This window comes from Vibrio celticus (genome assembly GCF_024347335.1).
Lineage (GTDB): Bacteria > Pseudomonadota > Gammaproteobacteria > Enterobacterales > Vibrionaceae > Vibrio > Vibrio celticus.
In genome coordinates, this window is record NZ_AP025464.1 from 960,492 (window position 1) to 979,424 (window position 18,933).

The following is an 18,933-nucleotide window of genomic DNA, read 5'->3' on the forward strand; positions in this document are numbered from 1 at the left end:
TATTTATTTAGATAGAAAAAAGGCTTCATTTATGATCAGATAATCGTCGCCAAACAAACCACCCATATCAACCGTGAAGCCGATGACGATTATCTCCCTACAAAAGCAGTTTAAGCAATTCTTTAATGCTGATAGCCTTCAAAAAATGGCGAAAAATACAGGACTTATGAAGCGATGTCGGGCTATCTTACCCGACCAGCTAGTAGTAAGCCTAGTGGCCGCTTTGAGCAAAGGAAACTGCTCATCTATTGCCGATTTACTAAGGCAATTCAATGGGATGTGCTTAAGCGCTAAAAATACTGTGGCTTATAAGCCCTACCATAACCAGTTAAGAAAGAAGAATTTCCGATATTCATGCGCCAATTGGCCATGCGAGCGATAGCTCAGTTTGCTCGCCAGCAGAGTGCCAACCTACCAGATAAACTCGCCACCTTTGATGATGTGCTGCTTCAAGATGGTAGCTCTTTCCACATTCATCGTGACCTTTCGAACGTTTACCCGAGCCGATTTAAACGCAATCCAGCCGCAGTTGAATGCCATATGACAATGTCTTTAAAAAGCTTTTCTCCAGTCGCAATGAGCATCAGCGCTGATACAGCATCAGAAAGAGACTTTTGCCCGCCCCAAAACAATGAGTAACAAATTGTTGTTGGCTGACGCAGGGTACCCTGACTTCCAATTCTTTACTGAGCTTGAACTGTATGGTGGTTTCTATATTTTTCGAGGAGCAAAGTCCCTGAATCCTCATGTTATAGAAGCGAGAAACGGTCAGGGCCGGCATTTATCTAAACTAGAAGGAAAGAAGCTCAAAGACATCACTCGAGGTACTAATCGCTCACAGGTACTCGACCTTAAAGTTCGTAGTGGTAAGCAAGAATTTAGAGTGGTAAGACGTTGGTTTGCCGAAGAAAAGCGATTCTGTATTTGGTTAACTAACTTGCCTTCAGGTACCTATACTGCTGATGACATAATGGCGATCTACCGCTGTCGATGGCAGGTGGAGTTGCTTTTTAAAGAATTAAAATCTCACACAAACTGGCAACGATTTGTCACCGCACAAAAGGCCATCGTTGATGGGCTTATCTGGGCCAGTTTACTCTCGCTGATCATCAGGCGCAGTACTGCGCTTCAGATAATGCCATCGGTCTCGCTGTTTAAGGCGGCAAAAAATGTGGATGTGTGGCTGTTGCCCATATTTGAATGTATCAGCCACAAGGCATGGTCAGAAATAGGCAATAAACTGGAATGGGCCTCTAGCTATATATTTAAGAACGCACAAAAGTCCGCCCAGAGGAAGTCAAAGAAAAACATCACGTTAGACGGGATTTATGCTGGTCTTAATGCTTAAGGTTCAGTCTATGAAGACGGGTTAACCGTATTTGGAATCTCATCTACAGACATATCTGCGTAATGTGGAAATTCGTCACGAACAATTGCAGCATCACCAGTGAGCTCAGCGATCAAACCACGAGTTTGACGATCAAATGCCGTAGTATCTTTCCAAGGTAGGTTCTCAGCAAACGCTTTATTGACTTCAATCGTGTGGCTGCGTTGCTGGCTTTCCTTGATAGTTACTGATCGAATCATAGTCAGCCAATGCAATATGTGGAACAACTCCAATGGCGATAGCTAATACTGTTTTGTTCATAACGTTTCCTCAGGAATACAAATAAATAATAAATGAGGAGCCCTACCAATCTCTCGTGCGAAGTTTTTCTTCTTCAAGGTGAGCGTCCTGTCGATAAGGGAACTTTAACAACTTTCTGAGATAATCAAAATTAACTAAAGTGTATCTCGGAGGTAAATATTGATTACCTGGAGGGCGGTGTAATGGACTTTTCAAAGTTTGATCTTAACTTGTTTAAGGTCTTCATTAAGGTGATGGAAACGGGTAGCTACGCGCAAGCAAGTGAAGCATTAGATGTGTCTCCACCTGCCATTAGCTTGGCTATGAGCCGCTTACAGAAGGCGTTACAACAAGAACTGTTCACCCGCAGTAATGGAAAGGTACAGCCAACCTCCGCGGCATTGGCACTATACGAGAATGTACGCGGTGAGTTACTCACCTTTGAGGCAGTACTCAGTTCATTCGATGATTTTGACCCTCTATCTTCTACCAAGCAATTTTTCATCGCACTACCGGAGGAGTTCCATACTCAATTTTTACAAAAATCACCCAATGAAGAGAACCAGAATATTACCTACTCATTATGTGAACAGATCTATGATGAAGAGTTAGGTATTGCGGAGCTTAGAAATAGGAAGCTCGACTTAATCGTTGATAGCTACTTACTCGCAGACAAAAGCCTAGATCACGAGCTACTTTTTGAAGATGAGATAGTACTGATTGTGGCAAATTCCCACCCTCACAGTAGCATTGGAATCAACTTTGATGACTATCAGACCCTGCCGCAATCAGTGCTAAATTTACGTCGTAATAATAAATTGGCACTTGATCTGTTTTTCGAGAAAGAAACAAACATCAAACGTCACATTGTCAATCAAGCCAGCTCAATGCTAGCAAACATGTTAGTTGTCAGCGAAACCAATCTATTCTGCCATGTGACTAAAAGCCTCGCTATGCAGTACAAAGATAAACTCGGCCTAACCATTATCGAGCCTCCTATTCGCCTCAAATCCATTCCTTTTTACTTACAATGGCACAAGGCAAATTCTTCGTCCTCTGCACATCAATGGCTAAGAAAAAAAATAAAGTTTCTCATTGAGAAGTAAATTTAGCATTGAAGCTCTTACGTTTTGAGTCTCTATTGCACACATAAACAAAAAAGCGAGCCACTTGGGCTCGCTTTTCGTTATCTGATTTTCTTAGAATCTATTACAGAAGTTCTACCGACTGTTGAGCAATCACGAACTCTTCGTTTGTTGGGATAACCATAGCTAATGCGTCTAGCATTTCAGACTTACCGATGATGCCTTCAGCACCAAAGCGAGCAGATTCGTTACCTGCTACATCTTCAACGAAACCAAGAATCTTAAGGTTGCTTAGGATCTCACGACGAATTGGTAGAGAGTTCTCACCGATACCGCCAGTGAAGATGATGCCGTCTAAAGAATCTAACGTTGCAAGGTAAGAAGCAATGTATTTTGATACGCGGTAAGTAAACACCTCAAATGCTAACTTAGCACCTTCATGGCCCTCTTCCATTGCCTCTAAAATGCCACGAGCATCGCTCGTTAGGCCAGACACGCCTAGGAAGCCTGATTCCTTGTTTAGAGAGTTGAAGACTTGCTCTTGTGACCAACCTTTCTTAAGTAGGTACTCGATGATGCCTGGGTCTAGATCACCACAACGTGTGCCCATCATTAGGCCAGAAAGCGGTGTGAAGCCCATTGATGTATCAACACTGTTACCATCTTTGATAGCACATACAGACGCACCGTTACCTAGGTGAACAGAGATGAAACTCGCTTCTTCAACTGGCTTGTTTACCATCTTCGCAGCTTCACGACTAACAAAGTAGTGGCTCGTACCGTGGAAGCCGTAACGACGAACACCAAAGTCTGTGTATAGTTCTTTTGCGATTGCACCAGTAAATGCACGTTGTGGCATTGTTTGGTGGAAAGCCGTATCAAATACAGCAAATTGAGGTAGAGAAGGGAAAGCTTCAATCGCAGCACGAATGCCGACAGCTCCTGCAGGGTTATGAAGTGGAGCTAGATCAGATAGGCTTTCAATTTCGTTCGTTACTTCTTCAGTAATACGAACGGTTTGAGTGAACTTCTCACCACCGTGAACGATACGATGACCGATAGCCACGATATCAGCAGTGAAGCCTAGATCTTCCATCAGGCCAACCAATTTGCCAATGGCAATTTTGTGGTGGTTATCTTCGCCTTGAATGGCAATTTCAGTTTTCTCGCCTTGATATTTCCAGCTCATACGAGCATCTTCAAGACCAAAACACTCCCCTAGGCCACTTAATACTGCTTCACCAGAAACAGAATCGATTACAGCAAATTTTAGGGATGAACTACCCGAGTTAATAACCAGAACAAACGAATTAGACATTGGATATGGATCCTGTTTCAGTACGAATTGGATGAAGTGTTTACTTCAATTTTAGTTAAGTCCATTATTCAATAATTTTTGAATCTTTCAACTTTTGTTTTGAAAAAATCACCAAATGAACACAATTAAGTTGATCTTAGTCATCAAATTATTTATTTTGAGAGCGAAATTAAAAAATAGTTGAATAAGAAAATTAATGAACAGGTGACGCAAACGAGTGCTCACATTATTTTTAACTTGATTCAGTTAATTAGAGCGACTCGAACAAATGCAGGTAATTCGCTTAAAAAACAACCGCCCTTCCCTTTCGTCTGCTTATCATTACCGATAACTTTTTGCTCGATTTCTCAATTGCTCAGTGCTTGAGTCAAAAAGCTCCCGGGAGTTGAGAATAGTGATCCGATCTCTTTTGATAGCCTTCGAGCACAACTCTACGAACAAATGCATTGTAATGTCGCTTAGATAGCCTTCACTCTTTGTTTTAGTATCTTGTAGCACGTTCTTTTAGTATAGGCTTAGAACGCGATACAGCTAAGTTTAGGCACTAACATTCGTTCTAGGCGCGATGCTTAGTTTCATGGACGAAGCTTGATTAAAGTAAGTTAGCTACGAATATCGAGCCTACCAAAGCTTAAGTTCAAATAGCAGGCACAAAAAAGCCGAGCATTACGCTCGGCTTTTAAATTCAGTGTCTAGACTAAAGCGTCTAAGCGACAGGTTGATTAACCTTCGTTGCGCTCTGGACGACGACCACGGTTACCACCGCCATTGCCGTTACCATGGCCACGTTCGCCACGGAAGTTACCACGGTGATCGCCACCACGGTTACGGTCGAAACGACGTTCGCCATCACGTCCGCCAGCAGAGTTACCATCGCGAGCACCATCACGGTTGCCACGGTATCCACCACGACCGCCTTCACGGTTACCACCTTCGCGGTTGCCGCCTTCACGGTTACCACGGTAGCCGCCACCATCACGACCGCCACGGTTGCCACCACGGTTGCCATCACGACCGCCGCCGCCACGACGAGGCTCACGGAAGTCATTGAAATCAACAACTACAGCGCCAGCTTCTTTTTGACGAATGCGAAGTTTGCTTAGCTTACCAGCAGTTTCAGAGTTCATTGCTTTTGGCAGTTGAACGTAAGTAGAACCTTGGTCTAGCTTGATAGCACCGATAGAACCTTTAGTTAGGCCAAGTTCGTTTGCTAGTGCGCCAACGATGTCTTTAACCTGAACGCCTTGCTCACGGCCAACTTGTAGTTGGTAAGTATCCCAATCTTGAGTATTGAAGTTGCGACCACCACCGTCACGGCCGTTGTCACGATCTTCACGACGTTCTTTGCGACGGTTCTTATCACGCTCAATAGCAGCGATCATTGGGTCTTCGCCAACGTAGAATAGTGGGCTCTTACCTTGCTGACGCTTAAGAAGCATTGCAGCTAGAGTAGCAGCATCAACTTCTAGAGACTCTTGAAGAGTAGAGATAAGACCTGCAAAGTTTTCTAGTGCTTTGCTTTCTTTTTCAGTTTCAAGTTCAGCGCCAAGCTTAGCAACACGTGCAGCAGCAACTTGGTCACGTAGAGGAAGTTGGATTTCTTCCATTTGAGACTTAGTCACGCGCTCGATTGTGCGAAGCATACGAATTTGGTTAGTGCGAACTAGTAGGATCGCTTTACCTTTACGTCCAGCACGGCCAGTACGACCAATACGGTGGATGTAAGATTCAACATCGAATGGGATGTCGTAGTTGAATACGTGAGTGATACGTGGAACATCAAGACCACGAGCTACAACGTCAGTTGCAACTAGGATGTCGATAACACCTTGTTTGATGTGATCAACAGTACGCTCACGTAGAGACTGAGGAATATCACCGTGCAGTGCAGCAGCTTTGAAGCCACGTGCAGATAGCCAATCAGCTAGACGCTCAGTGTCTTGACGAGTACGTACGAATACGATTGACGCGTCAGTTTCTTCAGTTTCTAGAAGACGAGACATTGCTTCGTCTTTTTCTACGCCTTTAACAACCCAGAAGTTCTGCGCTACTTTATCAACTGTGTGGTTAGTACCAGCAACGTCAACTTTAGCCGGGTTACGTAGGTAACGGTCAACAATAGTCTTAACCATTGGAGGCATAGTTGCAGAGAAAAGTACACGTTGTGCAGATTCTGGAGCTTGCTCTAGGATCCAAGTAACGTCATCTACGAAGCCCATTTTTAGCATTTCATCTGCTTCATCAAGAACAAATGTGTGTGCTTCATCTAGGTGTAGACGGTCACGAGTTAGTAAGTCTTTAACACGACCTGGAGTACCAACAACAATGTGAGCACCGCGGCTTAGAGCACGCATTTGGTCAACAATTGAAGCACCACCGTAGATTTCAATAACTTTAAGACCTTTGATATCACGGCCAAGGTTTTTGATTTCCGCAGCAACTTGAATCGCTAGCTCACGAGTAGGAGCCATGATGATTGCTTGTGGTTTGTGTTGGTTCAGGTTGATTTTGTTAAGTAAAGGTAGAGAGAATGCTGCTGTTTTACCAGTACCAGTCTGTGCTTTACCTAGTGCGTCACGGCCTTCAAGAAGAAGAGGAATAGCTGCTGCTTGGATTGGAGTCGGAGAAACGAAACCCATGCTATCAAGAGCTGAAAGAATGTTATCGTTTAGGGCTAATTCATTAAATTGAATTACAGATTCGGACATTGGGATCCCACTATATATAAGTAAACAAAAGGTCCCGGGAGCTCTATCAATTCCAATACTGATCCAATCAGATACTGATTCCATTCAGAGTTACGAAGCAGTAATAAAACACTTCAAGCCATTAGGGACGTCTAAGGGAGGCGGATTATTCCCTAAATGCATAAAAAAAGCCAGAAAAAATTGAAATACATCACATATTTTTCGGTTTTCTATCAATACTGGCTATCATATCGTCAAAACTTGATGAATATCTCGTCAGGGCGATAGAGTTCGACCAAATTGATAGAGTTAAATAAGAGGGCAATTAATTTACGCTCTCTTCGGCTTTAAGTAGTAATCGGGCCTCGCAATGATTATAGTGTGCTCAATTGTTCTCGTTAGATAAAAGTAAGATGTTTCAAGATAATCCTCTACTCGCTCAGCTCAAGCAGCAAATCCAAGAAACCCTCCCTAAAAAGGAAGGTACTATCAAAGCCACTGAAAAAGGCTTTGGTTTTCTCGAAGTTGATAGCAAAACAAGCTTCTTTATCCCACCTCCATACATGAAGAAATGTGTGCACGGTGACAAGGTGATTGCCATCATTCGCACAGAGAAAGAGCGCGAAGTAGCAGAGCCTGAGGAATTAGTAGAACAAGGTCTTACTCGCTTTATTGCGCGAGTTAAGCTTTTCAAAGGCCGATTGAACGTTGTTCCTGATCACCCGCAGCTCAAAAAACTGCAACTTAAAGCGAAAGCAATGAAGGGGCTAAACCCTGAAACGCTTAAAGAAGGTGACTGGGTTGTTGCTCATATCGTTCAACACCCATTAAAAGGTGATAATGGCTTCTTGGCTCAGATCTCTGAGAAAATCACAGATGCTGATGACAAGATCGCACCTTGGTGGGTAACGCTGGCACAAAACGACCTACCTAACAGCGAACCTGAAGGTATCGATGATTGGAAGATCAATGACGACGCCGATCTTGAACGTATCGACATGACACACGTCCCTTTTGTGACCATTGATGGTGAAAGCACAAAAGATATGGATGATGCGCTTTACGCGAAGAAGAAAGAGAACGGTGATTTTGAACTGACTATCGCGATTGCCGATCCTACCGCTTACATCTCTCCAGATGATGCGATGGATAAAGTGGCTCGCGAGCGCGGCTTCACTATCTACCTTCCTGGTCGCAACATCCCAATGTTACCTCGTGATCTTGCTGACAACCTATGTTCACTGATCGAGAACGAAGTTCGCCCTGCACTTTGCTGCACAGTAACGGTATCTAAAGATGGCGTTATCGGTGATGACATTAAATTCTTCGCTGCAAACATCAAATCTCATGCTCGTCTTGCTTACGACAACGTATCAGACTGGCTAGAGACAGGTACATCAGAGAAATGGCAACCATCAGAAGAGATTGCTGCAATTGTTTCTGATCTTCACCAATTTGCTCAAGCACGTTCAGCATGGCGCTCAGCAAATGCTGTTGTGTTCCCAGATCGCCCTGACTACCGTTTTGAACTGAGCGAAGATAACGATGTTGTCGCTATCCACGCTGACATGCGTCGTAGCGCAAACAAGCTGGTTGAAGAATCAATGATCAGCGCGAACATCTGTGCGGGCCGAGTACTAAAAGAAAGCTTCAACCAAGGTGTGTTTAACTGCCACTCTGGCTTCAAGGCTGAGAAAGTCTCTGACGTTCTTGAACTGGTAAACCCGCAAGCGGAAACACCGTTCACTGAAGAGCAAATCGTTTCTCTAGAAGGTTTTGCTACTCTACGTCGTTGGTTAGGCTCTCTAGACAATAGCTACTACGACAACCGTATTCGTAAATTCCAAGCGTACAGCGAGATCAGCAATGAGCCTGCTCCGCACTACGCGATGGGTTTAGATATTTACGCAACTTGGACTTCTCCAATTCGTAAATATGGCGACATGATTAACCACCGTATGCTGAAAGCACACATCCTAGGTAAAGCGCCAATTCAAACACCAGATGAAACTATCGGTGATGAACTTGCCCTGCACCGCCGTCACCACGGCATGGCTGAACGTAATGTTGGTGATTGGTTGTATGCTCGCACTCTAGCTAATGCTCCAGCAGAAGAAACTCGTTTCCAAGCTGAGATTTTCGATATTAACCGTGCAGGTATGCGTGTACGTTTACTTGAAAATGGTGCGGCTGCATTTATCCCTGGATCTCTCATTCTTAATAATAAAGAAAGAATAGAGTGCAACGGTGATATGGGTACTGTATCTATCGATAAAGAAATGGTATACAAACTGGGAGACGTTTTAGAAGTAGTTCTCTCAGAAGTTAATCAGGAAAACCGTAACTTAGTAGCAAAACCTACTCAAGTATTTGCGGACTTGCCTAGCGAGCCTGAAACGACAAACGAAACCGAAGCTTAAAGGCTTTAACAGCTACAGCTTTTAAGGTTACGGCTTTCAAGGTCAAAAGCTTCAAAGGTTAACTTCTATAGGCGCTAATTATTAGCGCCTTTTTTGTAAATGTCTCATGCTTAAACAATACTTAAAAAAACAATCAATAAGCAATCAATTTACAACGTCAAAGAAGCTCACTATGTCATCAATCACAGTTACTCAATTCAGAAACTTCATTCCCAGGAGACGAGAACGTTATCCTGCCTCTAAAAACGGTATCTTTATGGTATCGAAAGGCAGCATTTCTTTTGTGTTACCCAATGGTACTCAAGCCTCGTTGCAAGCCGGAGATTTCACCCTTTACAATTCTGGTCAGATTAAAGACATCACGGTTAACACTGAAAATGGCGAATTCAGCGCAACCTGCTTAGATTTTGATTTGGCTATCTTTCAGAAGTTCATTAATCAGTTCAGCGATTTAGAGTCCGCTCGAATCCCAGACAAGTACATTAAGTTCAATCAAACGGATACTGAGCTCTGTCAGTTGAAAGATCTCATCATGTCACTCGCCAACTCTTCTTCTCAGAATGACTACGCACTCACTCAATTAGGTTTAAGTTTGCTGTCTTTGATGGTGGAACAGTACCCTGCTCTATTGGCTATTATTGCTCGAGCTTCAAGGTTAACCGTGACCCAAAGAGTCATTCATTACATCGAGCAAAACATTGAAAACAATATCTCTTTGGATACGCTCGCCAGTTACATGGGAATGTCACCGGCTACGCTTAAACGTCGCTTATCGGCTGAAGATCTGTCGTTCTCAAACTTATTAAAGATAAAACGTATTGCTCATGCGGCCACTCAGCTAAGAACATCGGATAAGTCGATCACTCAAATCGCGTATGAGTCCGGTTTTAAAAGTGCCGCTCACTTCAGCACGGCCTTTAAAACGTATCACGGAAAAACACCAAAAGACTTCCGATCGTTAGTGGCACAAGCACAACTGCAAAGCGTAAAGCCGCAAGTTTAAACAAAGCGATAGATTGATGTGAACGTCTTAGTTGGGAACGGGTGTAAACCAAGTGGCTTCAATATTAAGCCACTTGGGTGTGGGATGAGATCATTTGGCTTTGGGATTCAGTGGTTGAGTTTTGAAACTCATTGATTCAGCTTTGGGGTTCAGGGGTTTAGCTTTGATAACAGGCCACCAGCAAACGTGAAAACAGAGAGACTATGACCAGAAGTACGATTTAGGGTCTTTTTCTATTTCCGCCAAAATAGCATCAAGATCCTTCGATTTAGGCAGGTACGGATAAGGTCCCCAATTCACAGAGTCGGTTTCGACATCCCCTTCAAGTGGCACCATCACTAACCAACAAGATAACGACTCATCAAAAGTTACACAGGCGATCTCGTTTGTATAATCGCTATGAGATGAGTCGAGCAGGTAATGCGCCTGAGAAAACAGCACACCACCCTCACACTCTTCATATAGGGATTTGCCTAGCTCGACAGGTAAACTTCGATTTCGAGATGTACAGAGCCTCTCGGCCCCAATTAAAAGACGATTCAGCTCGATATGAATGACGGACATAACACCCCTTGTAACTTCATAGAAACTTCTAAGTAGTGAATTCCTCTACTTAGCTTAGGACTCAACAAACATTTTAGCGAACAAGCGTAATCAAAATACCTGCCCTGCTCCCAGAAACGAATCTTGCTTTCGTAAACACAAAAAGCTATGACTCATCAAATGAACAGCTATACATCAAGCGTATGGAATTTCACAAAAGTGTCATATAACCGACCTATCATATGCGACAAATGTTATTAACTAGGAGTTGTTTATGTTACGAGTCGCGCTTGCCTCTCTTTTATCCTTAGCCCTGTCTTCTCATGCTGCTTTAGCACAAGAAACCACTATTTCGGGCTCCACTTCAGTATCGCGAGTGATGGATGTATTAGCTGAGGAGTACAACAAGACTCACCCTGATAACTATATTGCGGTTCAGGGCATTGGTTCTACAGCAGGTATTACCATGGTTAATAAAGGTGTCTCTGACATCGGTATGAGCTCGCGTTATTTAACCGACCGCGAACAGGACGATAAGTTGAAGGTATTTCCAATTGCCTTTGACGGCCTAGCTGTCGTAACTAACCGCTCAAACGCTGTAAGCAACGTTACACGTGAGCAGCTGTTCGATACCTACAAAGGCAAAATCACGAACTGGAAAGCTATGGGTGGCGCAGATCAGCCTATCGCAGTTGTCACTCGCGAAGCGTCTTCTGGTTCCCGCTACAGCTTCGAAAGCTTGCTTGGTTTAACAAAGATCATTAACGACCGTCTAGTGTCTGACATCAACCCAAATAACTTGGTTGTAAACAGCAACAGCATGGTTAAAACGATTGTTAACCATAACCCGCACGCGATTGGTTTTATCTCTGTTGGTTCGATCGACCGTTCGATTAAAGCAATTACATTTGAAGGCGTAGAGCCAACATCTAAGAACATTGCTAACCACAGCTATGAATTGGCTCGCCCATTCTTGTTGCTGCACAAGACAGACTCAGTTTCTGACGAGAGCAAAGACTTCATCAAGTTCGTGAAGTCAAAGCAAGGGCAAGACCTTATCGAAGAGTACGGCTACACTCGCATTAAATAAGTGAGTGAGTTTTATCTTATGAAAAAAAAGAGAGAGCATTAAGCTCTCTCTTTTTTGGAATCTATAGAGTTCGTTTAGAAGTGAAGTTGAATCACGGAAACGATCACAGCGCCAGGACGACGAATACCTTCGATTTCTACGCGAATTTCGCGTTCAATCTCTAGGCCTTTCTTGATTGGCGTTACTTTTGTTAGCGTACTCTTAGCACGAACGTTACTGCCCGATTTAACAGGGTATGGGAAACGTACTTGGTTAAGACCAATGTTTACGACCATCTTCGCTGTTGGGAATTGAGATTTGTCAGGGTCAACACTGTCAGTCAATCGAGGAAGCAGAGATAAAGTTAAAAAACCATGTGCGATGGTTGTTTTGAACGGAGAGTCTGTTTCCGCTTTTTCAGGCTCAGTGTGGATCCACTGCATATCTTCAGTAACAAGGCCGAACTGGTTAATACGGTCTTGACTTACATTGATCCAGTCGCCAATATGGATGACTTCACCGATCTGTTGATTAAGCTCATCAAACACAAGTTGTGCTTCTGGCTTAAGTACGATCGGCTGTTCCACCGGCATCTCTGGTGCATCTTCATTGACAGCAGGTTTGTGGTGATCACGAACCCACGCAAAGAAATGACTATTTTGCGTACGATTAAGAAAGTCGCCCCAGTAATCTCTAAGAGCTGGAGACATCCATTGCATAAACTCTGAGTGTTGCGAAGACATGCTATCGCCTCGGTGTTTAAATAAATCAATGACTTTCATAAGAACCTCAATGCACAAAAAATTTCAATATAACTTCGTAATTTTGAAACACTTCACACTATTGTGCAAATGTTTTCGAGCATACAACCGTTAGCCGAACCTTGTTAAAATCATATTAAACATACACTTACCAATAAAACATCATTTTATTACAAAACCCAAATTAGAGTGTTAGCTCTATCACATAGCAAACATTTGTTTATATAAAAGGCGTTTTTATTCATCAGTGGAATAAAAAAGGCTTAGCGCAATGCTAAGCCTTAGTTTTTACAAGGAATTGATTTCCCAAGGGTTGGTCTTGTAAGAGACGAATCTTACAAGACACTCAATCCCCTATTCGTCATCAAGCGGAACCAGCTTGGTATTACCACCGTGTGCTTTCTCACGCTTACGTTGCACGAATGCGTAGAAGCCAGGGATTAGGAACGTACCCGCCAGTAACACACATAACAGGCCGCCGATCAGTGAAATACCCAAAGAGTTCTGACTCACGTGACCTGCGCCCGCAGCAAAGATAAGCGGGAAGATACCTAAGATGAACGACCAAGACGTCATGTTCACAGCACGGAAACGTAAAGTACCGCCCTTCACCGCCGCATCTTCAATCGGTGCGTCTTTCTCTTCACGTTCAACCTTTGCGAATTCCACAATCAAGATTGCGTTCTTCGCGGCCAAGGCTATCAAGAGAACCAAACCTATTTGTGCATAAAGGTTCAGCGGTGTGCCCGTTAGATTCAACGCTAAGAAGGAGCCTAAGGTTGCGACAGGTACCACGAGGATAATCGCAATCGGTATTGTCCAACTCTCGTATTGAGCCACCATAAATAGGTAGATGAAGATCAGAGCCAGTGCGAAAGCAAAGATCGCTTGGTTACCTGCTAGTACTTCTTGGTAAGCCATGCCTGTCCATTCGTACTGATAACCCTGAGGCAATACTTCTGCAGCTACGCGTTCCATTGCCGCAATCGCATCACCACTTGAGTAACCTTCTGCAGGTTGACCTTGAATCACCGCACTGCGGTACATGTTGTAACGCCATGCTACATCTGGTTCAAAGATCTGGTCGTAAGTCACCAATGTGCTTAACGGGATCATCTCTCCATTAGACGAACGAACGTGGAATCGTTGTAGGTCATCCATGCTGCTACGGTGTTCACTGTCAGCTTGCATGGTTACGCGGAAGTTCTTACCAAACATGGTGAAATCATTCACGTACAGAGAACCTAGGTTACCTTGTAGTGTTTGGAAGATTTCCGACAACGGAATACCAAGTTGCTGCGCTTTCTCACGGTCAATGTCGACATAGTAGTGCGGTACATTGGCACGGAAGGTACTGAATGTATGTGAAATCTCGGGCTGTTTAGCGGCCTCTGCAATCACGTCATTCATAACCATCGCTAGATCAGTTCGGCTACGACCTAATGTATCTTCAAGAACGAACTCAAAACCAGAAGCTGCACCCATACCCGGTACTGCTGGAGGTCCCATTGCAAATACAATCGCTTGAGGCAATTCTGTTGCTGCTCGACCGTTAATACGTTGTGAGATAGCTTGCGCTGAATGTTGACCGTCCAGTGCGTTACGCATATCCCAATCATGCAGTTTGATAAATAGCGACGCACCATTCGAAGCAGAAGCGCCCGTCATGAATGCATAGCCATTAACCAGTGTTACGCCATCAACACCCGGCTCTTGCTCAACCATCTCAAGCAATTGCTCAGTCACATCTTCTGTACGAGACAGTGATGCCGCGTCAGGAAGCTGTACGTTAACCAGCAAGATGCCTTTATCTTCTTGAGGTACAAATGCCGTAGACGTGGTTTTCGCGAAGTAAGTTACCGCCGCTAGCGCCACAACAAAGAAGGTAAACAGTAGAACACCCTTTTTCACAAGGAAGCCTGCAATTTGACCGTATTTGTTGGTTACGGATTCAAGACCACGGTTAAACGCTTGGTACCAACGTGCGGTGTTACCACCGCCCTGTTTAAGAACTAATGAACACAATGCTGGTGACAGCGTTAGAGCGTTAATAGAAGAGATAACAACCGCAATACAGATAGTCAGAGCAAACTGACGATACATGATGCCGGTGATACCTGGCAGCATCGCTACTGGAATGAATACTGCTAACAGAACCAATGTAGAAGTAATGATCGGACCCGTTACTTCTTTCATCGCGATGAGCGTTGCTTTACGCGGTGAAATGGTTGGGTCTTTAGCCATCGTGGTATCAACGTTCTCGATAACCAAGATCGCATCATCTACTACGATACCAATTGCTAGTATCAAACCAAACAGGGTTACCGTGTTGATGGTGAAACCGGTCATCTGCATGATGGCAAACGTACCAATCAAAGATACCGGAATCGCAACCACAGGAATCAAGGTTGCACGCGCACTACCCAAGAACAGGTACGTTACCGCAATAACCAGCAAGATAGCTTCGATAAGTGTTTTGACTACGCCTTTAATCGACTCAGCAACGAAGAGTGTAGTGTCATAGCTCGCCTCATAAGCAACGCCTTCAGGGAAGTTTTTGCTTAAATTGTCCAACATCGCCATTACCGCTTTACCACTTTCCAGCGCGTTAGCGTCTGATTGAAGTGACAACGTTACGATTGAAGCGTCTTGACCACGGTATTTACCATTGCCGTCGTAGAACTTTTTACCAAGCTCAACACGTGCGATATCTTTTAAGTAAACCGTTGAACCATCTTGGCTAGCGCGAAGCACAACATTTTCAAACTCATCAGCCGTTTCTAGTCGGCCTTTGGTTACCAAGTTGAACTGCACTTCTTGTGCGCTGTCGTAAGGTGCTGCACCAATACGGCCAGCCGCTACCTGAACGTTCTGTTCAGCCAAGGCGCGATTCACGTCAGAGGTGGTTATATTGAGGTTAGCCATTTTCTCAGGATCTAACCAAACACGCATCGCGTATTCACCACCACCCAATACGTTAACTTCACTGATGCCCTTCACACGAGCCAGCTGATCTTTAATGTTCAAGTTCACGTAGTTGATCAGGAATTGGTCGTTGTACTCACCGTTTGGCGAGTAGAAGTTCAATACCATCAGCAGGTCAGGAGAACGCTTCTTAACCGTTACCCCCACCATTCTTACTTCTTGTGGAAGCTTCGATTCGATCTGAGCAACTCGGTTCTGAACGTTGACCTGAGCCATATCTGGATCAGTACCGACATCAAAGGTCACGTTAAGGTTGTATGAACCATCGTTAGCACTTTTAGAAGACATGTAGATCATATCTTCTACGCCGTTAACCGACGTTTCTATGGGGTCGGCTATCGCCTGTTCCACCACTTCAGCACTTGCGCCCGTGTAGAATGCCGACACACTGACCGACGGTGGGCTTATTTTTGGATATTCAGCCACTGGCAATATAGCGAGAGAAATCGCACCCGCCAGCGTTAAGATTATGGATATAACAAGGGCGAACTTAGGCCTTTGAATAAAGAAACGACTTAACATAACTACGCCCCTTACTCAGCTTGTTCAGCAGAAGCTTGAATACGAACAGACATACCATTACGTACACGCTGTAGGCCTTGAGTGATGACCGCGTCGTTTTTCTCTAATCCAGAATGAACAATCACGCCACCTTCAATCTGACGACCCATCTCGATGTTTCTGCGCTCAGCAACAGGTTCAGCTTCGCTTTCAACCAATACCATCACGAAGTCACCTTCGAGGTCGGTTTGCACTGCGCGACGAGGAATAGTCACAACATCAATAGATTGTTTCTCACGTAGATCAACGCGAACGTGTTGGCCTGGAAGTAGTTGCTGATTCGGGTTATCGGCAATCGCACGCATCGCGATCGTACCAGTATTGAGGTTTATACGGTTGCCTAAGAAGTCAAGCTGACCTAGATGTTCGAACGCTTCACCGTTCTCAAGCATGATCTGAACTTCAACACCTTCAGAGTCGCTGCTGCCATCGCCTTCGATGCGGTCCATACCCAGCTCAATACGCTCACGCTCACTGATGCTGAACGATGCGTGGATTGGGTCTAGGCTAACCAACGTAGTCAATACACCTGAAGACGGTGAAACCAGATCACCCGTGCTCACTTTGGTATCACTAATACGGCCAGAGAACGGCGCGATGATTTTGGTATGAGAAAGCTGAACATTCGCAGCATTTAGCTGTGCTTGGCTTGCTTCAAGCTGTGCTTGAGAACCTAACAAGTTTGCGGTTAATGCATCAAATTCAGATTGAGAGATACTGCCTTTCGGAAGTAGATTTTTACCACGATTAAAATCAAGCTCAGCTTTTTTAAGGTTCGCGTTCGCTTGAGCAACAGACGCTTTTGCGCTTGCTACTTCGGCTTCAAACGAAGAAGGTTCAATCGAGTAAAGCAATTGACCCTTTTCAACCATTTGGCCTTCATTGAAATGACGGCTTTGTAGATAGCCCGAAACTTGCGCTGTGATAGCCGTGTCTTCAACGGCTTCAATACGACCGATATACGACTTACTTTGCTGGTGAGAAACAACGCTAACATCCTGTACTGCTACGAGAGGTAGAGGCGCTTGCTTGGCATTTTGAGCATCTTGCCCACATCCAGCAAGAATAAGAGAGCTTGCAAGAGCCGTAAGGATCAACTTTTTACGCATGGTTATACCGTCACTTATTAGTATTTGAACAGCATAAAATTTACGTAACACACTCGTTACCATTGTCCGAGGAATATCAATTATAACTAGCTAAAGTGTATCAATATGTTAATTGAAACCAAGTGTTTATAAAGTGATTACAAACACGCTACAATTCCTAAGTAAATCAATCTCTCAGCTTTTGTTCTCTATGGATATTGTCTAACATAATGTATTGTCAGGCAGATAAGCATTCACATTTAATTGTTAAGGAATTTTCATGATTTCAAAATGGGCTAAACGTTTCTATCAAATGGCGGAATTGGTCGGTTCTTGGAGTAAAGATCCTTCAACTCAAGTCGGCGCCGTAATCACTAAGCACAACCGTATTGTTTCCGTTGGTTTTAATGGCTACCCACATGGCGTGTCTGATAGTGCGGATACTGATGACAGAGAGATGAAGTACCTCAAGACACTTCACGCTGAAGAAAATGCGATCTTATTCGCCAAGCGTGATTTGGACAGTTGTGAGATCTGGGTGACGCATTTCCCTTGTCCAAACTGTGCAGCAAAAATCATCCAAACAGGTATTTCAGCAGTACATTGCCCAGAGCAAAGTGAAGATTTCCTTTCTCGCTGGGGCGACAAGATTAAAGTTAGCCAAGATATGTTTGAGCAAGCTGGTGTACAAGTGGATTGGTTACCACTCGCTGATCTAGACTAAACTAATAGATAGCAAGAACAAAAAAGCCGAGAGTCGATAATATCGCTCTCGGCTTTCTTATGTTTGGGCTTATAGTTTGGACGCTATAGTTTAGAGGCTATAGCTTGGTCACTGTAAACTGATGAGCAAACTAAGCGTTCGTTGGGAATGCTTCCGCGTACGCTTCCATAAAGTCTTTACGAATATCTTGCTCTAAATGAATCGCTTTTTCGGTCGGACAGAAGATCATAAAGTGCACTTCTTGCTCACCTGTCGAACTGCTTGTGATATGGATGTGAGGCTCAGAACCCGGAAGGTCGACGCCAGCGTGCTTTTCGATCACACCGTTATAACGGCGGGCAACATCGATAAACTCTTCGCAATGCTCTTCAATTTTCTCAATAAGACCCGGCAACATAGGGTATAGGTTTACAAAGTCTTTTACCGTCACAAAAAAGTTATGATAAACATAACGCTTCATGAAGTTGAGGTTCTTAACCGGGTAAGTGAAGAACATGCTATTAGGCAGCGTGGCTGTCTTGCCAGTGAAATGATATTGCCCATGATACAAATCGATTTCTTGAATCACAGTCGCCATCAAATTGTGCTCAATCACCTCACCGCTGATTTTACCCACTTCGATCCAGTCGCCGATTCTAAATGAACGAGAACTCGCACGTTGAATAGAACCGGTGAAACACAAAATGATCTCTTTAGATGCGACGACTATAGCAACAGCAATGGCCGTTACTGACAGCGCAAACTCGCTGATTTCGGATTTCCACAACACAAATAACGTTACAACAATAATCGCGAATGTGCCGTTTTTGGTTCGTGACATCCAGTTACGTTGGTCTTCGCTAAGGAAAGCAACATCACCTCTTATTTGAGATAAGGTGATTCGGCGAATGATTAAAATAATAGTGATAATCAACGCACTAAAAATAAACTTATGAGCGAGTAGAAAATCAATTACTTGCCACACTTTTTCCATTACTTATTCCTTTAGCTTTATAACGATTAGCGGAGACTTCGCTATGAAAAAGCGCTCAAAAATAGAGCGCTTTTTTACGTGCCTAAATC

General features: G+C 43.9%; 13 protein-coding genes and 1 pseudogene. 6 read left to right on the plus strand and 8 right to left on the minus strand.

Annotated elements, in window-relative coordinates:
• The first annotated feature begins 82 nt into the window (after positions 1 to 82).
• Positions 83 to 1,348 (plus strand): annotated as a pseudogene (locus tag OCV19_RS20245) (IS4 family transposase).
• Positions 1,349 to 1,356: 8 nt separating this feature from the next.
• Here the strand turns inward: OCV19_RS20245 and OCV19_RS20250 are convergent.
• Complete coding sequence (locus OCV19_RS20250) at positions 1,357 to 1,587, minus strand: hypothetical protein (protein ID WP_065676884.1); 231 nt, start codon at positions 1,585 to 1,587, stop codon at positions 1,357 to 1,359.
• Positions 1,588 to 1,830: 243 nt separating this feature from the next.
• Here OCV19_RS20250 and OCV19_RS20255 point away from each other — a divergent pair, with 243 nt between their 5' ends.
• Complete coding sequence (locus OCV19_RS20255; RefSeq protein WP_065676883.1) at positions 1,831 to 2,733, plus strand: LysR family transcriptional regulator; 903 nt, start codon at positions 1,831 to 1,833, stop codon at positions 2,731 to 2,733.
• 103 nt (positions 2,734 to 2,836) lie between these two features.
• Here OCV19_RS20255 and OCV19_RS20260 read toward each other — a convergent pair whose 3' ends face one another.
• Together OCV19_RS20260 and OCV19_RS20265 are read right to left on the minus strand one after the other, a co-directional pair.
• Positions 2,837 to 4,030, minus strand: a complete 1,194-nt coding sequence (locus OCV19_RS20260; RefSeq protein WP_065676882.1) for an acetate/propionate family kinase — start codon at positions 4,028 to 4,030, stop codon at positions 2,837 to 2,839.
• A 722-nt stretch (positions 4,031 to 4,752) separates the two neighbouring features.
• The gene (locus tag OCV19_RS20265; RefSeq protein WP_080582207.1) at positions 4,753 to 6,822 is read right to left on the minus strand and encodes a DEAD/DEAH box helicase; all 2,070 of its coding nucleotides are present in this window, start codon (positions 6,820 to 6,822) and stop codon (positions 4,753 to 4,755) included.
• A 308-nt stretch (positions 6,823 to 7,130) separates the two neighbouring features.
• Between OCV19_RS20265 and rnb the strand changes: the two genes are divergently transcribed.
• A complete protein-coding gene (gene rnb, locus OCV19_RS20270; protein WP_065676881.1) occupies positions 7,131 to 9,137 on the plus strand; it encodes an exoribonuclease II in 2,007 nt (668 codons plus the stop codon).
• A gap of 172 nt (positions 9,138 to 9,309) precedes the next feature.
• Positions 9,310 to 10,140, plus strand: a complete 831-nt coding sequence (locus tag OCV19_RS20275; protein WP_019826406.1) for a helix-turn-helix domain-containing protein — start codon at positions 9,310 to 9,312, stop codon at positions 10,138 to 10,140.
• Positions 10,141 to 10,341: 201 nt separating this feature from the next.
• Here the strand turns inward: OCV19_RS20275 and OCV19_RS20280 are convergent, their stop codons facing one another.
• Positions 10,342 to 10,704, minus strand: coding sequence for a DUF3024 domain-containing protein (locus OCV19_RS20280; RefSeq protein ID WP_019826408.1), 363 nt, complete (start codon positions 10,702 to 10,704; stop codon positions 10,342 to 10,344).
• A gap of 253 nt (positions 10,705 to 10,957) precedes the next feature.
• On the opposite strand from OCV19_RS20280, the gene OCV19_RS20285 reads away from it, so the two are divergent.
• Positions 10,958 to 11,773, plus strand: coding sequence for a phosphate ABC transporter substrate-binding protein (locus tag OCV19_RS20285; RefSeq protein ID WP_065676880.1), 816 nt, complete (start codon positions 10,958 to 10,960; stop codon positions 11,771 to 11,773).
• Between the two features lie 74 nt (positions 11,774 to 11,847).
• On the opposite strand, the gene OCV19_RS20290 is transcribed toward OCV19_RS20285, so the two are convergent.
• The 3 genes from OCV19_RS20290 to OCV19_RS20300 form a co-directional block, all read right to left on the minus strand.
• Positions 11,848 to 12,534, minus strand: coding sequence for a MaoC family dehydratase (locus OCV19_RS20290; RefSeq protein ID WP_065676879.1), 687 nt, complete (start codon positions 12,532 to 12,534; stop codon positions 11,848 to 11,850).
• Positions 12,535 to 12,867: 333 nt separating this feature from the next.
• Positions 12,868 to 16,020: an efflux RND transporter permease subunit gene (locus OCV19_RS20295; RefSeq protein WP_065676878.1), complete on the minus strand. Its 3,153-nt coding sequence runs from the start codon at positions 16,018 to 16,020 to the stop codon at positions 12,868 to 12,870.
• Between the two features lie 11 nt (positions 16,021 to 16,031).
• Entirely contained in the window at positions 16,032 to 17,168 is a 1,137-nt protein-coding gene (locus OCV19_RS20300; RefSeq protein WP_065676877.1) for an efflux RND transporter periplasmic adaptor subunit, read from the minus strand.
• Between the two features lie 259 nt (positions 17,169 to 17,427).
• Between OCV19_RS20300 and OCV19_RS20305 the strand changes: the two genes are divergently transcribed.
• Positions 17,428 to 17,871, plus strand: coding sequence for a dCMP deaminase family protein (locus tag OCV19_RS20305; RefSeq protein WP_004737813.1), 444 nt, complete (start codon positions 17,428 to 17,430; stop codon positions 17,869 to 17,871).
• Between the two features lie 130 nt (positions 17,872 to 18,001).
• Here the strand turns inward: OCV19_RS20305 and OCV19_RS20310 are convergent, their stop codons facing one another.
• Positions 18,002 to 18,844, minus strand: a complete 843-nt coding sequence (locus OCV19_RS20310) for a mechanosensitive ion channel family protein (RefSeq protein WP_065676876.1) — start codon at positions 18,842 to 18,844, stop codon at positions 18,002 to 18,004.
• Positions 18,845 to 18,933: the final 89 nt, after the last annotated feature.

Coding starts and splice junctions, on each gene's coding strand:
- OCV19_RS20250 (WP_065676884.1), bottom strand. CDS start 1,587: ATGATTCGATCAGTAACTATCAAGGAAAGCCAGCAACGCAGCCACACG.
- OCV19_RS20260 (WP_065676882.1), bottom strand. CDS start 4,030: ATGTCTAATTCGTTTGTTCTGGTTATTAACTCGGGTAGTTCATCCCTA.
- OCV19_RS20305 (WP_004737813.1), top strand. CDS start 17,428: ATGATTTCAAAATGGGCTAAACGTTTCTATCAAATGGCGGAATTGGTC.
- OCV19_RS20290 (WP_065676879.1), bottom strand. CDS start 12,534: ATGAAAGTCATTGATTTATTTAAACACCGAGGCGATAGCATGTCTTCG.
- OCV19_RS20295 (WP_065676878.1), bottom strand. CDS start 16,020: ATGTTAAGTCGTTTCTTTATTCAAAGGCCTAAGTTCGCCCTTGTTATA.
- OCV19_RS20310 (WP_065676876.1), bottom strand. CDS start 18,844: ATGGAAAAAGTGTGGCAAGTAATTGATTTTCTACTCGCTCATAAGTTT.
- OCV19_RS20265 (WP_080582207.1), bottom strand. CDS start 6,822: ATGGAATCAGTATCTGATTGGATCAGTATTGGAATTGATAGAGCTCCC.
- OCV19_RS20280 (WP_019826408.1), bottom strand. CDS start 10,704: ATGTCCGTCATTCATATCGAGCTGAATCGTCTTTTAATTGGGGCCGAG.
- rnb (WP_065676881.1), top strand. CDS start 7,131: ATGTTTCAAGATAATCCTCTACTCGCTCAGCTCAAGCAGCAAATCCAA.
- OCV19_RS20300 (WP_065676877.1), bottom strand. CDS start 17,168: ATGCGTAAAAAGTTGATCCTTACGGCTCTTGCAAGCTCTCTTATTCTT.
- OCV19_RS20275 (WP_019826406.1), top strand. CDS start 9,310: ATGTCATCAATCACAGTTACTCAATTCAGAAACTTCATTCCCAGGAGA.
- OCV19_RS20285 (WP_065676880.1), top strand. CDS start 10,958: ATGTTACGAGTCGCGCTTGCCTCTCTTTTATCCTTAGCCCTGTCTTCT.
- OCV19_RS20255 (WP_065676883.1), top strand. CDS start 1,831: ATGGACTTTTCAAAGTTTGATCTTAACTTGTTTAAGGTCTTCATTAAG.